Raw genomic sequence first — 13,557 nt, 5'->3', positions numbered from 1 at the left:
GTCACAAATTCCTCTGGCCGCGCGCCACGGCGCGGGCGATCAGCGCGGAGACCTGGGATTGGGAGCGGTGGAAGCCCTGCGCATCGGGGGTGGAGATGTTGACCGTCACATTCACGCCGCCGCCGCCGCGCACGCCCAGCTTGCCATCGGACCCGCGCGCCAGCGGCATGATCGCCTCCGGCCCCGCCTCGCCCATCAGCCCGGTTGCCCCGCGCATCGCAAAGAGCGTGGGCGAATTGACGATGCCGCCCTCGGCGAAGGGGATCACCTGGCCGCCGGAAAAGGCATTGCCCGCGGCATTCTTCATCAATCCGCCGGTCAGCCCGCCGAGCATCGATCCCAGGGGCTTCAGCGCCGCCGACAGCGCCATGCGGGCGAGCGACAGTCCGAGGCCCCTCAGCACGTCGGACAGGTTGCGCCCCTGCGTGGCGGCGCTGGCGAAGGCCGTCACCATGCGGCTGCCCACGCTCTCGGCGAGCCGGTCGATATCCTGCAGCTGGCCCCTCAGCTGGTCTGCCTGGCCGCTCATCTGGTCAAGGGAATTGTTGCTCATGTGTCATCCGGAAATTGTTCGAGCAGGCGTTCCAGCACGTCGCGCGGCAGCGCGCCGGGCTGGCGTTTCGGAAAGGCCGCCGCGATTTCGCGCGGCGTCGCGGCCCAGAAGTCGCGCGGGCTGAGGCGCAGCGTGCCGAGCCCCGTCGCCATCATCTTCTCCCACGGGAATTTCATGGCTCGCCCGCGAAGGTGGCGCGCAGCAGACGCACGACGATGGACAGGAAGCCCTGTGCGCCGCCCTCCGCCGTCATCGCCGCCACCTCCTCGTCGCTGATGGCGTTGCCGCCGCCGCGAAGCCCCGCGCCGATCACGCGGATCGCATCGGTGGCGGAGATCTTGCCCGCCTCGAAGCGTTGCGCGATGGCGATCAGGTCCTCCCCGCCATAGGCATATTCGAGCTCGGCCAGCGCGCCCAGCGTGAGGCACAGGACGTAGCGCGTGTGGGAGAGTTCGGCCTCGATCTCGCCCCGGTGTGCATTGGCCATGTCAGACGCCCGCGAAGGTGATTTCGCCCGCCGACTCGAGCGCGAGATCGAAACTCACCTCGCCGTCGTGCCGGCCGCCGAATTCGAGGCTGGCGATCTGGAACGGCCCGGTCAGCGTGCCGAAATCCGGCACCGCCACCTGCCAGTTGCGGATGGTTCCGGCAAAGAACAGCGACCGGATCGCCGCATCCGAGGCCGCATCCTTGAAGATGCCGGAACCGCGGATCGACGCCGACTTGATCCCGGCGCCGCCGAGCAGCTCGCGCCACTGGCTGGCGGATTCCTGGCTCGTCGCATCCACCGTCCCAGCGTTGAAGCTGATCTGATTGCTGCGCAAGCCCGCCACCGCGGCAAAGCTTCCCATTCCCGCCGCATCGAGTTTGAGCAGCAGGTCACGCCCTTTCTGAGCACCCATGTCTCTCTCCTAAAGAGGTTCCGTCGCCGCGCGGAAGCGCAGCGACGCGCCGAAATACTGCCCGGTCTTCGCCACGCTCCAGAACATCAGCCGCAGGTTCACCAGCCGGTGGCCCGGCAGCGTGAGTTCCGCGCCATCGAGGGCAGCCTCGACAGCCGCCGAGACTTCCTGCGCCTGGGTCCGCCCGCGGCTGTTGGAGCGCACCGCCAGCGACACGAAATGCTCGAAGCCGCCCTCGCCGAAGGTGCTCCAGTCCCGCGTGTCGAGGGAGGTGAACTCCACGTAAGCCGGCGGCGCGCCGCGCGGCGCCTCGTCAAAGACGTAAGCGCCGCCCAGGGCCGCCGTCACCGCGCCATCGGCGATGAGCCGGGCGCGCATCGCCTCCTGCAGGGCCAGCCCCGCGCTCACAGCCGCACCATGCGGTAAGGCTCGAGCAGCGCGTTGAGCGTCAGCGGCACGCCGCTCCCCGCCTCCTCGCCGCGCTGCGCATAGAAATGCGCGACGAGCAGCAGGATGGCCTGGCGCAGCGGCTGCGGCACATCCTGGGGGGATGTGCCGAAACCCGCCTCGGCGCGGATGGCGATGCCGTTCGCCGCCCGCCCCGGACGCGGCCATTCGCGCGAGCCGCGCAGCAGCACGCGGGGCGGCCGCGACGCGGCATCCGCGAAGTAATGCGCCGGGTCGATCACCGCCTTGGCATCGTCCTCGCCGAAGACCGCGATCTCCTCCACCGCCCGCAGGGGTGCTACGGGAAGCTCGATCGCACCATCCCCGGGCCACTGATCGCGGAAACACAGCCAGTCCTGCGCGATGAGGCTGAGGCCGGTCCGCGCCTCCACCACGCGCCTGGCGGCGGTGACGAGCGAGGCGATCAGCTGGTCGTCGTCGGCATTGACCACGCGCAGCTGCGCCTTGGCCTCGGCGAGCGAGACGGGCTCGCTCGCCGGGGCCTGCACAAGCACCTGGCCCATCACGTGAGGCCGAACTTCATCAGCTTGACCGCCTCGAAGTTCTGGATGCCACCGCCCACGCGCTTCGTGGTGTAGAACAGCACATAGGGCTTGGCGGAGTAGGGATCGCGCAGCACCCGCACGCCCACGCGGTCGACGACCAGGTAACCGGAGGCGAAATCGCCGAAGCCCAGCGCGAAGCTGTCGGTTGTCACATCGGGCATCGGCTCGCATTCGGTGATGGGGAAGTTCATCAGCGTCGCCTTGCCGTCGGGCCGTGCGGCGGGCTCCCACAGGTAATTTCCGTTCACGTCGCGGAACTTGCGGATCGCACTCTGGGTGCGGCGGTTCATCACCCAGCTCGCATTCTGGCGATAGCCGATCTTCAGCGCATAGATCAGGTCGATCAGCCGGTCGGACGGGTTGGTGGCCGGGAAGCCCCCCGCCACGCCGGTGGCGAGATAGCCGACATTGCCCCAGGTCCAGGTCGCATCCGCCACCTTGGTGTAGCCGAGGAAGCCCCTGGGCTTGTTCACGCCATCGCCGTTGACGAAGGCGATGCCCTCCTGCTCGGCGAACACCAGCTGCACTTCCTCGGCCAGCCACTGGTCGATGTTGACGATGGCGTCGTCGAGCAGCGTCTGCGTGGCCGACGGCATGGCATAGAGCTCCATCGCCGGAAACTGCAGCTCGGCCAGCGTGATCGAGCCCGTCTCCGGCCTGGTCTGCGTCTCGCCCACCCAGCCGTTCGCCAGTCCATTCGTCGAGAACGGCTTCTTGTAGAGCGCCGCCGAAATCTGGCGGATGGAGCTGATGGAGCGCAGCGGCGAGATCGCATAGAGCCTGCGCCCGATCTCGGCCTCGACCTCCGGCGGCACCAGGAAGCCGCCATCGGGGCCGGAGCCCACCGACATGGCCTTGGCCTCCAGCGCCGCAAGACCGTGGGCCTCGCCCTTCCTCACATAGGTGTCGAAGGCCGCCTTGTGCTCGCGCGCCACGGGCTGTGCGTCCGCCGTCTCGCCCGCAAGCTGCGGGCGGCGCGACTTCAGCGTCAGCTCGTCGAGCCTGGCCCTGGCGTCGTCCACCGCGCGGTTGATGCGGTCCACCTTCTCGGAGGTCACCACATCCGCCGCCATGCGCTTCTCGATCTGGTCGAGGCGCTCGTCATTCGCGTCCTTGAAGGCCTCGAAGGCCTGCATCATGTCGCCGAAGGCGACCTTGGTCTCAAGTCCCGTCTCCATTCACTTACCCTTTCTGTTTGCAACACACTTCATGCCGGTCACCCGCGCTCCGGGGAGCATCGGGAAAGTCACCAGCGAGATCTCCCAGAGGTCGATTTCGGTGAGCAGCCGGGAGGCCGACGCCCTGTCGCGCCGCGCCCGCACCGTGCGGAAGCCGATCGACAGGCCGTCAAGGCCCCGCGTTTCGAGCAGCGAGAGCAATTCCCGCGCCCGCTGCACATTCCTGTCGAGGCGGCCCGTCACATGCAGGCCCTTCGGCGTCTCGTGCAGGTCGATCCAGGTCCCCACGGGCTCGGCCGCGTCATGCTGGAACAGCATGCGCACGTCGGAGGCGCCGCGCTTGCTGAGCGAGGCCGCGAAGGCGCCGGGCATCACCACATCGCCCGACTGATCGCGCGCCCCGAACAGGCTCGCGTAGCCACTGAACACCCCCGATCCCGAGCAGGCGCAAAGCGGCTGCCCCATCGGGCTCATTTCCCGGCGGGTCTGCATTGTCCTCATCTCTCCAACTTCAGTTTTCTTGCCGTCACCCCGGCGAAAGCCGGAACCCCGCTTCGGGCGTCGGGCACGCACTCCCCTCATGCCGTCACCCCGGCGAAAGCCGGAACCCCGCTTCGGGCGTCGGGCACGCACTCCCCTCATGCCGTCACCCCGGCGAAAGCCGGGGCCCCGCTTTGGGCATCAACCCAGCGGAAAGCTGGGTCCCGGCTTTCGCCGGGATGACGGACTGAAGGGGGTTGTTTGTTCTACGTGCTTTTCACCGCCCCATAGCCCACGGCCGCCCTCTTCTCGTCATCCGTCAGGAACTCCGCCTTCCCGACTCTCGCCCACAGCGCCTCGCGGTCGGCGGCCAGCGCCTCGACCTGATCCAGATCATGGGTGAGCCGGAGGGAGCCCGAACACAGAAACCCCGTCATCGCCTCGGCCACGCGGCTCGCCATGGGCAGCACGGTCTGCCGCCAGAAGCTGCGGTTCGCCTCCATGAAATTGGCGAAGGTATTGTCGCCCGGAATGCCGAGCAGCATCGGAGGCACTCCGAATGCCAGCGCGATCTCCCGCGCCGCGCCATCCTTTGCCGCGCTGAATTCCATGTCCTTGGGCGAATAGCCCATCTCCTTCCAGTCGAGGCCGCCTTCCAGAACCATCGGCCTTCCGGCGTTGGAGGCGCCCTGGTAGCTCTCCTCCAGCTCCTTCTTCAGCCGCTCGAACTGCTCCACCGTCAGATGCCCGTCGCCCGAGGCGTAAACCAGCGCGCCGGAAGGCCGGGCCGAATTGTCGAGCATCGCCTTGTTCCAGCCGGAGGCCGCATTGTGCGTGTCGACCGCCGGCTGCGCGGCTTCGAGCGGCGACATGCCGTAATGGTCGTTCAGCGGGTTGAACAGCCGGAGCTGCAGCACGTTCTCGCGCGGCAGCCGCACCGATTGTCCGTTGACGGAGTAATCATAGGCCTCCGCCCAGCCGTTGTCGGACGCCACCGCCCTCATCCTGTCCGGCCGCAGCGCATGCAGCTCGCGCGGCAGCCCGTCGATCTCCACCTTCTCCACATAGGCATTGCCCGCCACCAGCAGGAAGCCATGGAGCTGCTCGCCGAACTCCCGCCCCGGCTGGCCGGGGTTGGGGCGCCTCAGCAGGTCGAGCAGCGGATGCGCGCCGATCTCGCGGTCACCTTCATAGAGCAGCCAGGGCAGCGAGCCCGCCGCCTCCGCGATCATGCGCACGCAGCGATAGCCGATGGCATTCGATGCGAACCCCTCCTGCGCAAGCGCCGCGTAATTCCGCGGCGTCCACCGCGGCCGCCCCGCCTGATGCAGCGCGATCAGGGGCGCCGTGGCGGAGCGCTTGGTTTCGGTGGCGAAGAAACGTTTTACTTTGTCGAACATACTCACCTCACAATCCCAACGGTCGTCATCCCGGCGAAGGCCGGGATCCAGCTTTCTTTCCGCATGGTCGACGCCCAAAGCTGGACCCCGGCCTTCGCCGGGGTGACGGCATCGAGGGTTGAAATGGAAACCTAAACCACCCGCACCCGCGGCTCCGCCTGCCGCCTGAGCATCAGGTCGCTCACCGCCCAGACCAGCGCGTCGAGCCGGTCGGGGCTCTTCATGCCTTCGCCCAGCGCGCTGCACATCTCGTCCTCCAGTTCGGGGAAGGCCCCCGCATGCCGCACCCGGCCCTGCTCGTACAGGGCGGCCACCGGCTCCGCGCGGGCATGTTTCCCGCGCGTTGCGTGCACGGCGCGGAAGGACAATGTCCCGTCCACCTCGCGCATCACGGCCTCCACCATGGCGCCGCCCTGGTTCACCTCCGCCACCACGCGGCTTGCCTTGCGCGCATGGTACAAGGCCACCGCCCGCTCCGCCCACTGGATGGGCTTGGCCCGCTCCAGCGAATGGTCGTCCAGCACATAGGCGACACCGTCGATCCCCAGTCCCACGCAGACGATCCCGCAGGCATTGGCCTTTTTCCCGTGGCCCGCCGGCGGGTCCACCGCCACCACCACGCGCTTCAGCTCGGGGGCCGCCTTCACGCGGCCGCCCTCGATCAGCGCGCGGCGGAACAGCGCATCCGGATCGTCCTCGATCAGCTCTCCGTTCAGCTCCTGCCGGCCGAGCCTGGTGCCGCCGTAACGCTCGGTCACACCGGCGAGGAAGCTCTTCGCCAGGTTCGTCGCATTGTCGAAGGTCGCCGTGTGCGTCACCGCCGTGGCGGGGTCGCCCAGCAACCTTTTCACCAGCGGCACGGGCCGCGGCGTGGTGGTGATCACCACGCGGGGGGCTTCGCCCAGGCGCAGCGCGAAGGCCAGCATGTCCCAGACCTGTTCGCCCAGCCGCCACTTGGCAAGCTCGTCGCACCAGGCCGCGTCGAACTGCGGGCCGCGCAGGCTCTCCGGCTCGTCCGCCGAGAACACCTGCGCCACCGCGCCGTTGGGCCAGGTGAGGAGCCGCTTCGACGGCTCATAGAGAGGCCGCTCCGCTTCCATGTGGACAGAGAGCAGCCCGGACTTTCCCTCGATCATCACGCTGCGCGCCTGATCGAGGGTGGGTCCGACGATGGCGATGCGCCGTGCCTGCGCCGTGCCGTTCGCCCAGTCCCCCAGCGCCTGCGCCTTCACCCATTCGGCCCCGGCGCGGGTCTTGCCCGCGCCGCGTCCGCCCAGGATCAGCCAGCTGCGCCAGTCGATTTCATCCGGCGGCAGCTGCTTGCCCAGCCGCCCCCACATCCGCCAGTCGCGGTTGATCCCCTTCACCTGGTGGATCGGCAGCGTCCGGCTCAGGCTGTCGAGGTCCGTCGGCTCGCAGTTCGCGCTGAAGTCCCTCAAGCTTGTCCGCAAGCGCCTCACGCTCCGCGTCATCAAAGCGCCTGTCGTGCTTGCGCCGGGCGGACCGCCGGGCGCGTTCCTTGCGTTCGAGTTCAAGAACCTTCTCCAGTGTTCTGACCAGCGTGTTCATCGCCCGGATGTCGCGTTCGCTCGTGGCGGCGTTCGCCTCCGCCGAAAGCGTCCCGATCTGGGCCTCGAATTCCGTCAGCCTCTGCTGCAGCAGCGCCTTGAAGCGGGCGAGCGTGGCCCTTGTGCCCTGCGCCCGCCTGCTCTGGGCGTGCGCATAGCCGCGCATCTTCCAGCCCTCGGCCCGCGCCCGCGCGGACAGCGCCTGCCGCGTGATCCCCGCATCCCTGGCGATGGCCGTCACCGCCTCGATGCCATTCTCGTACCGCTCCCGCACCCGCGCCCAAACGGCGGCGGGCGCCGGTTCATCACCGTCGCCGCTCATCTCTTCACCCATTTGTGGAGTATGCGCCTTTATACCCCAATGAGCGCGCGCTGTCAAGGACTATTTTCAGTTTCGAGGAATTTTCTTTTGTCCTTGAACCGTCACCGTCCCCCGCTAATCCAGTGCCATGGATATCCGCCAGCTTCAGTATCTCGCGGCCCTGGCGCGCGAAAAGCACTTCACTCGCGCCGCCCAGGCCTGCCACGTCACGCAGCCCACGCTGTCGGGCCGCATCCGCCAGCTGGAGCAGGAGCTGGGCGTTCCCATCGTCGAGCGCGGCCAGCGCTATATCGGGCTCACCCCCGAAGGCGAGCGCGTGCTGAAATGGGCTCATCTCATCCTCGACAACTGGCGGAGCCTCACGCAGGAGCTCGGCGCCATCCGCTCGCGGAAGGGCGAGCTGGCGGGCCGCCTTGTCCTCGGCGTCATCCCCTCGGCCCTGCCCAAGGTCTCGCTCCTCACCCGCGCCATGGAGCGGGAGCACCGCTCGGTGGAGTTCACCGTGCTCTCGCAATCCTCCGAGGAGATCCTGAGGAACCTGCACGAACACGCCATTGACGCCGGCATCACCTATCTCGACAACGAGCCGGTGGAGGGCCTGATGCGGCACCCGCTCTACGCGGAGCATTACTCGCTCTTCGTCGGCGCGAATTCTCCGTATACGGACAAAGAGTCGGTCACCTGGACCGAGGCCGCCCGCGAGCCGCTCTGCCTGCTCACGCCCAACATGCAGAACCGCCGCATCGTCGACCGGGCCTTCGCGCTGGCCAATGCCCACCCCTCGCCCCGGCTTGAGACCAATTCGATCATGAACCTCCTGGCCTCGGTCAAGTCCATGGGCCTCTCCTCGATCATGCCGGATTACTTCATCCACGTGCTGGGCAAGATCGACGGCGTGAAGGCGATTCCGCTCACCGATCCGAGGGTTGAGCACAAGGTGGGCCTTGTCGGCCTGCCGCGCGAGCCGCTCTCCCCCCTGGTCGCCGCCCTCTTCGCCGCCGCCCGGACGCTGAAGGCATAGGGCCGCGGGCGAAGCCGCTCATATGCCCCGCCTATGACCCCATAGCATCCGTCAATTGGAGTTTACACACGGCATGCGCCATAAAGGTGACATGTCCGGAAAAACCACCCTGCCCGACCAAACCCCGCGCGAGGCGACGGTCGCCCGGGAGATCGCCCTCCGTCACGGCAACCGCGCTGACGCGCTGCTGGAAATCCTGCATGATCTGCAGGAGCAGCTGGGCTTTGTTCCCGAGGCCGCCCTTCCGGCGCTGGCCAAATCGCTGAACCTGTCGCGCGCCGAGGTTCACGGGGTCGTCACCTTCTATCACGATTACCGCCGCGAGCCCGCCGGTCGCCACGTCATCAAGGTCTGCCGGGCCGAAGCCTGCCAGTCCATGGGGGCGAACGAGCTCGTCTCCATGATCGAGCGTTTCCTGAAGGTAAAGCTGGGCCAGACCACCGCCGATGGCGCGATCACGCTCGAGGCCGCCTATTGCCTCGGCAATTGCGCCCTTTCCCCCGCCGTGATGGTGGATGACAGGCTGATAGGTCGCGTGGACGCCGGGAAGTTCGAGAAGATCGCCGCGGAGTGCCGCTCATGAGCAAGGTCTTCGTTCCCCGTGATTCCGCCGCCCGCTCGGTCGGTGCCGACGAAGTGGCCGCGGCACTTGCCGCCGCTGGCCACCAGGTGATCCGCAATGGCTCCCGCGGCCTGCTGTTCCTCGAACCCCTCGTCGAGGTCGAGACCAGGGACGGCCGCATCGCCTATGGCCCGGTCACCGTCGAGGACGTGGCCTCGCTTCCCATCGCCACCGCGGGCGCGCACCGCCTGCGCCTCGGCAAGATCGAGGACCACCCCTATCTCAGGAATCAGGAGCGCCTCACCTTTGCGCGCTGCGGCATCACCGATCCGGTCTCCGTGCCGGATTACGTGGCCCACGGCGGCTTCGAGGGCCTGAACAAGGCGCTGGGCCTTGCAGGTTCAGCCGTCGTCGCTGAAGTCACCGGGTCAGGCTTGCGCGGCCGCGGCGGTGCTGGCTTCCCCACCGGCATCAAGTGGAAGACCGTGCTCGATGCACAGGCCGACCAGAAATATGTCTGCTGCAACGCCGACGAGGGCGACTCAGGCACCTTCGCCGACCGCATGGTGATGGAGGGCGACCCCCTCATGCTCATCGAGGGCATGACGATCGCCGCCCTCGCCGTCGGCGCCACGAAGGGCTTCATCTATATCCGCTCGGAATACCCCGATGCCATCGCCATCATGAAGGAGGCGATCGGCGCCGCGATTGCCGCGAACTGGCTCGGCGCCAATATTCAGGGTACGGACAAAAGCTTTTATCTTGAGGTCCGCCGCGGCGCGGGCTCCTATATCTGCGGCGAGGAGACCGCCATGCTCGAATCGCTTGAGGGCAAGCGCGGCACGGTGCGCCCCAAGCCGCCGATCCCGGCGCTGGAGGGCCTGTTCGGCAAGCCCACCGTCATCAACAACGTGCTGAGCTTCGCCGCCGTGCCCTTCATCCTCGCCCAGGGCGGCGCGGCCTACATGAATTACGGCATGGGCCGTTCGCGCGGCACCCTGCCCTTCCAGCTTGCCGGCAATATCAGGCAGGGCGGCCTGGTGGAGAAGGCCTTCGGCGTCACGCTGCGCGAGCTGGTCGAGGGTTTCGGCGGCGGCACCTTCACGGGCAAGCCCATCCGCGCCATCCAGGTCGGCGGCCCGCTCGGCGCCTACGTTCCGGCCTCGCAGCTCGACTTGGCCATGGATTACGAAACCCTCGCCGCAGCGGGGGCCATGGTCGGCCACGGCGGCATCGTGGTGTTCGACGAGACGGTGGACATGGCAGCCCAGGCGCGCTTCGCCATGGAATTCTGCGCGATTGAATCCTGCGGCAAATGCACGCCCTGCCGAATCGGCTCGACGCGCGGCGTCGAGGTGATCGACAAGATCGTGGCGGGCGAGGATCGTGACGCGAACCTCGAACTCCTCTCCGACCTCTGCCAGACCATGACGGACGGCTCGCTCTGCGCCATGGGGGGCCTGACCCCCATGCCGGTCATGAGCGCCATCAGGCATTTCCCCGAAGATTTCGACAAGCCGGCAGCGCTTGCCGCCGAATAAGGAGCCACACGGATGACCCTCATCAAGGAAACCGACTACGGCACTCCGCAAGCGGCCTCGGAGAAGATGGTCACGCTGGAGATCGACGGCCAGCAGATCACCGTGCCCGAGGGCACCTCGATCATGCGCGCCGCCATGGAGCTCGGCACCAAGGTCCCGAAGCTCTGCGCCACCGACATGCTGGACGCCTTCGGTTCCTGCCGCCTCTGCCTTGTCGAGATCGAGGGCCGCAAGGGCACGCCCGCCTCCTGCACCACGCCCGTCGCCCCGTGCATTAAAGTCCGTACACAGACGGATCGTCTCGCCAGGCTGCGCAGGGGCGTGATGGAGCTCTATATCTCCGACCACCCGCTGGACTGCCTCACCTGCGCCGCGAACGGCGACTGCGAATTGCAGGACATGGCCGGGGCCGTGGGCCTGCGCGAGGTGCGCTATGGTTACGAAGGCGACAACCACGTCTTCAGGAATCGCGCCGACGGTTCGCGGAACATCCGCTGGCAGCCCAAGGATGACTCCAACCCCTATTTCACCTTCGACCCGGCGAAGTGCATCGTCTGCTCGCGCTGTGTCAGGGCCTGCGAGGAGGTTCAGGGCACCTTCGCGCTCACCATCGACGGCCGCGGCTTCGACAGCCACGTCTCCGCCGGCATGGACGAAGGCTTTCTCGACTCCGAATGCGTTTCCTGCGGCGCCTGCGTGCAGGCCTGCCCGACGGCCACCCTCACCGAGAAGTCGGTGATCGGGATGGGCCAGCCGGAGCATTCCGTCGTCACCACCTGCGCCTATTGCGGCGTGGGCTGCTCCTTCAAGGCCGAGATGAAGGGCGACCAGGTCGTCCGCATGGTGCCTTACAAGGACGGCGGGGCGAATGAGGGCCACTCCTGCGTCAAGGGCCGTTTCGCCTGGGGCTACACCACCCACAAGGACCGCATCACCAGCCCGATGATCCGTGAACGGATCACCGATCCGTGGAGGGAAGTCTCCTGGGACGAGGCCATCGGCCATGCCGCGGCGCGCTTCAGGGCGATCCAGGAGAAATACGGCCGCACCTCGATCGGCGGCATCACCTCGTCGCGCTGCACCAACGAGGAAGTCTTCGCGGTGCAGAAGATGATCCGCGCGGCCTTCAGGAACAACAACGTCGACACCTGCGCCCGCGTTTGCCACTCGCCCACGGGCTACGGCCTGTCGCGCACCTTCGGCACCTCGGCCGGCACGCAGGACTTCAGGTCGGTCGACGAGGCCGACGTGCTGCTCCTGATCGGCGCCAACCCGACGGACGCGCACCCCGTCTTCGGCTCGCGCATGAAGCGGCGCATCCGGGCGGGCGCGAAACTCATCGTCGCCGACCCGCGCAAGATTGACCTGGTCGAGACGGCTCATGTGAAGGCCGCGCATCACCTGCAGCTGAGACCCGGCACGAACGTGGCGGTCATCAACGCGCTGGCGCATGTGATCATGACCGAGGGTCTCGAGAAGCGGGACTACATCAGGGAGCGCTGCGACGCGGCCGAGTTCGCCCGCTGGGAAGCCTTCATCCGCGAGGAGCGCAATTCGCCTGAGGCGCTGGAGCCGGTCACCGGCGTTCCCGCCGCTGAAGTCCGCGCCGCGGCCCGCCTCTTCGCCACGGGCGGCAATGGCGCGATCTATTACGGCCTCGGCGTCACCGAGCACAGCCAGGGCTCCACCATGGTCATGGGCATGGCCAACCTCGCCATGGCCACGGGCAATGTCGGGCGCAACGGGGTGGGCGTCAATCCGCTCCGTGGGCAGAACAATGTGCAGGGCTCCTGCGACATGGGCTCCTTCCCGCACGAGTTCTCGGGCTACCGCCATGTCGGCGACGACACGGTGCGCCGGATGTTCGAGACCGTCTGGCGGACAGCGCTCGACGGCGAACCGGGCCTGCGCATTCCCAACATGTTCGATGCCGCCATCGAGGGCAGCTACAAGGGGCTTTTCGTCCAGGGCGAGGATATCGCCCAGTCGGACCCGAACACCAGGCACGTCGACCGCGCGCTGGAGTCGATGGAGTGCGTGGTGGTGCAGGACCTGTTCCTGAACGAGACCGCCGCCTTCGCCCACGTGTTCCTGCCCGGCACGTCCTTCCTCGAGAAGGACGGCACCTTCACCAATGCCGAGCGCCGGATCAACCGTGTACGGATGGTCAAGGCGCCGCTGCAGGGCAAGCACGAGTGGCAGGCCGTGGCCGAGCTCGCCACCGCCATGGGCTATCCGATGCATTACAACGACGCCTCCGAGATCATGGACGAGATCGCCGCGCTCACCCCCACTTTCGCCGGCGTCTCCTTCGAGAAGCTGGACCTGCTGGGTTCCATCCAGTGGCCCTGCAACGATCGCGCGCCGGAGGGCACGCCGCTGATGCACATCGGCGGCTTCGTGCGCGGGCCCGGACGTTTCGTCGTCACCGAATTCGTTCCGACGGAGGAGCGCACCAGCCGCTCCTTCCCCCTGATCCTCACCACGGGGCGCATTCTGTCGCAATACAATGTCGGCGCCCAGACGCGGCGCACCGCGAATGTGGCCTGGCACACGGAAGACCTGCTCGACATCCACCCGCATGACGCCGAGCTGCGCGGCATCGAGGACGGCGCCATGGTGTCGGTCTCGAGCCGCGTCGGGGCCACGACGCTGCGCGCCCGGATTTCCGATCGCATGCCGCAGGGCGTGGTCTACACCACCTTCCATCACCCGGTGTCGGGCGCCAATGTGATCACCACCGAGAATTCGGACTGGGCCACCAACTGCCCCGAATACAAGGTGACGGCCGTTCAGGTGAGCCTCTCCAACCAGCCCTCCGGCTGGCGGAGGGAGTGGGAAGAACGCGAGGAAGAGAACAAGCGCATTGCCCCCATGGTCGCGGCAGAATGAGCAAGCTTCCTCCCACAACCTCTCCCGCGGAGCGGGAGAGGACGATCCTTGCGCGGCAAGGATCAGGTGAGGGGCAGTGATGAACGCGCCGCTCACGTCCCCTCGCCGGCCCGCCGCGCGGGCGT

At 67.5% G+C, this 13,557-nt stretch carries 14 protein-coding genes and 1 pseudogene; 4 read left to right on the top strand and 11 right to left on the bottom strand.

Annotated features, from left to right (window positions below):
* Position 1: 1 nt before the first annotated feature.
* The 11 genes and pseudogenes from IOC69_RS06940 to IOC69_RS06890 form a co-directional block, all read right to left on the bottom strand.
* On the bottom strand, positions 2-553 hold the full coding sequence (locus IOC69_RS06940) for a phage tail tape measure protein (protein WP_290542815.1): 552 nt from the start codon (positions 551-553) through the stop codon (positions 2-4).
* The gene (locus IOC69_RS06935; protein WP_290542814.1) at positions 550-729 is read right to left on the bottom strand and encodes a phage tail assembly chaperone; all 180 of its coding nucleotides are present in this window, start codon (positions 727-729) and stop codon (positions 550-552) included. The genes IOC69_RS06940 and IOC69_RS06935 overlap by 4 nt, the downstream gene beginning before the upstream one ends.
* Positions 726-1,040, bottom strand: coding sequence for a gene transfer agent family protein (locus IOC69_RS06930; protein WP_290542813.1), 315 nt, complete (start codon positions 1,038-1,040; stop codon positions 726-728). Before IOC69_RS06930 ends, IOC69_RS06935 begins: the two co-directional genes overlap by 4 nt.
* Position 1,041: 1 nt before the next feature.
* Positions 1,042-1,455 (bottom strand): phage major tail protein, TP901-1 family, encoded by a 414-nt coding sequence (locus tag IOC69_RS06925; protein WP_290542812.1) that lies wholly within the window; start codon positions 1,453-1,455, stop codon positions 1,042-1,044.
* A 9-nt stretch (positions 1,456-1,464) separates the two neighbouring features.
* Entirely contained in the window at positions 1,465-1,863 is a 399-nt protein-coding gene (locus IOC69_RS06920; protein WP_290542811.1) for a DUF3168 domain-containing protein, read from the bottom strand.
* A complete protein-coding gene (locus IOC69_RS06915) occupies positions 1,860-2,426 on the bottom strand; it encodes a head-tail connector protein (protein ID WP_290542810.1) in 567 nt (188 codons plus the stop codon). Before IOC69_RS06915 ends, IOC69_RS06920 begins: the two co-directional genes overlap by 4 nt.
* The gene (locus IOC69_RS06910) at positions 2,426-3,646 is read right to left on the bottom strand and encodes a phage major capsid protein (RefSeq protein WP_290542809.1); all 1,221 of its coding nucleotides are present in this window, start codon (positions 3,644-3,646) and stop codon (positions 2,426-2,428) included. The genes IOC69_RS06915 and IOC69_RS06910 overlap by 1 nt, the downstream gene beginning before the upstream one ends.
* A 27-nt stretch (positions 3,647-3,673) precedes the next feature.
* Positions 3,674-4,138 (bottom strand): annotated as a pseudogene (locus tag IOC69_RS06905) (HK97 family phage prohead protease); the annotation flags it as partial.
* Positions 4,139-4,392: 254 nt separating this feature from the next.
* Positions 4,393-5,526, bottom strand: a complete 1,134-nt coding sequence (locus tag IOC69_RS06900; protein ID WP_290542807.1) for a phage portal protein — start codon at positions 5,524-5,526, stop codon at positions 4,393-4,395.
* A gap of 131 nt (positions 5,527-5,657) precedes the next feature.
* On the bottom strand, positions 5,658-6,866 hold the full coding sequence (locus IOC69_RS06895) for a terminase family protein (protein WP_290542841.1): 1,209 nt from the start codon (positions 6,864-6,866) through the stop codon (positions 5,658-5,660).
* Entirely contained in the window at positions 6,829-7,416 is a 588-nt protein-coding gene (locus IOC69_RS06890; protein WP_290542806.1) for a hypothetical protein, read from the bottom strand. Before IOC69_RS06890 ends, IOC69_RS06895 begins: the two co-directional genes overlap by 38 nt.
* A gap of 127 nt (positions 7,417-7,543) precedes the next feature.
* Here IOC69_RS06890 and IOC69_RS06885 point away from each other — a divergent pair, with 127 nt between their 5' ends.
* From IOC69_RS06885 to fdhF, 4 genes are all read left to right on the top strand, one after another.
* Positions 7,544-8,437, top strand: coding sequence for a LysR family transcriptional regulator (locus IOC69_RS06885; protein ID WP_290542805.1), 894 nt, complete (start codon positions 7,544-7,546; stop codon positions 8,435-8,437).
* Positions 8,438-8,528: 91 nt separating this feature from the next.
* A complete protein-coding gene (locus IOC69_RS06880) occupies positions 8,529-9,020 on the top strand; it encodes a formate dehydrogenase subunit gamma (protein WP_290542804.1) in 492 nt (163 codons plus the stop codon).
* Positions 9,017-10,540 carry an NADH-quinone oxidoreductase subunit NuoF gene (locus tag IOC69_RS06875; protein ID WP_290542803.1) on the top strand — a complete coding sequence of 508 codons (1,524 nt, stop codon included), beginning with the start codon at positions 9,017-9,019 and terminating at the stop codon, positions 10,538-10,540. The genes IOC69_RS06880 and IOC69_RS06875 overlap by 4 nt, the downstream gene beginning before the upstream one ends.
* Positions 10,541-10,552: 12 nt before the next feature.
* Positions 10,553-13,432: a formate dehydrogenase subunit alpha gene (gene fdhF, locus IOC69_RS06870; protein WP_290542802.1), complete on the top strand. Its 2,880-nt coding sequence runs from the start codon at positions 10,553-10,555 to the stop codon at positions 13,430-13,432.
* Positions 13,433-13,557 lie beyond the last annotated feature (125 nt).

This window comes from Aestuariivirga sp., from assembly GCF_020252405.1.
Taxonomy (GTDB): domain Bacteria; phylum Pseudomonadota; class Alphaproteobacteria; order Rhizobiales; family Aestuariivirgaceae; genus Aestuariivirga.
Note: the sequence above shows the minus strand (reverse complement) of the source record. Positions and strands in the feature narration are given on the sequence as shown.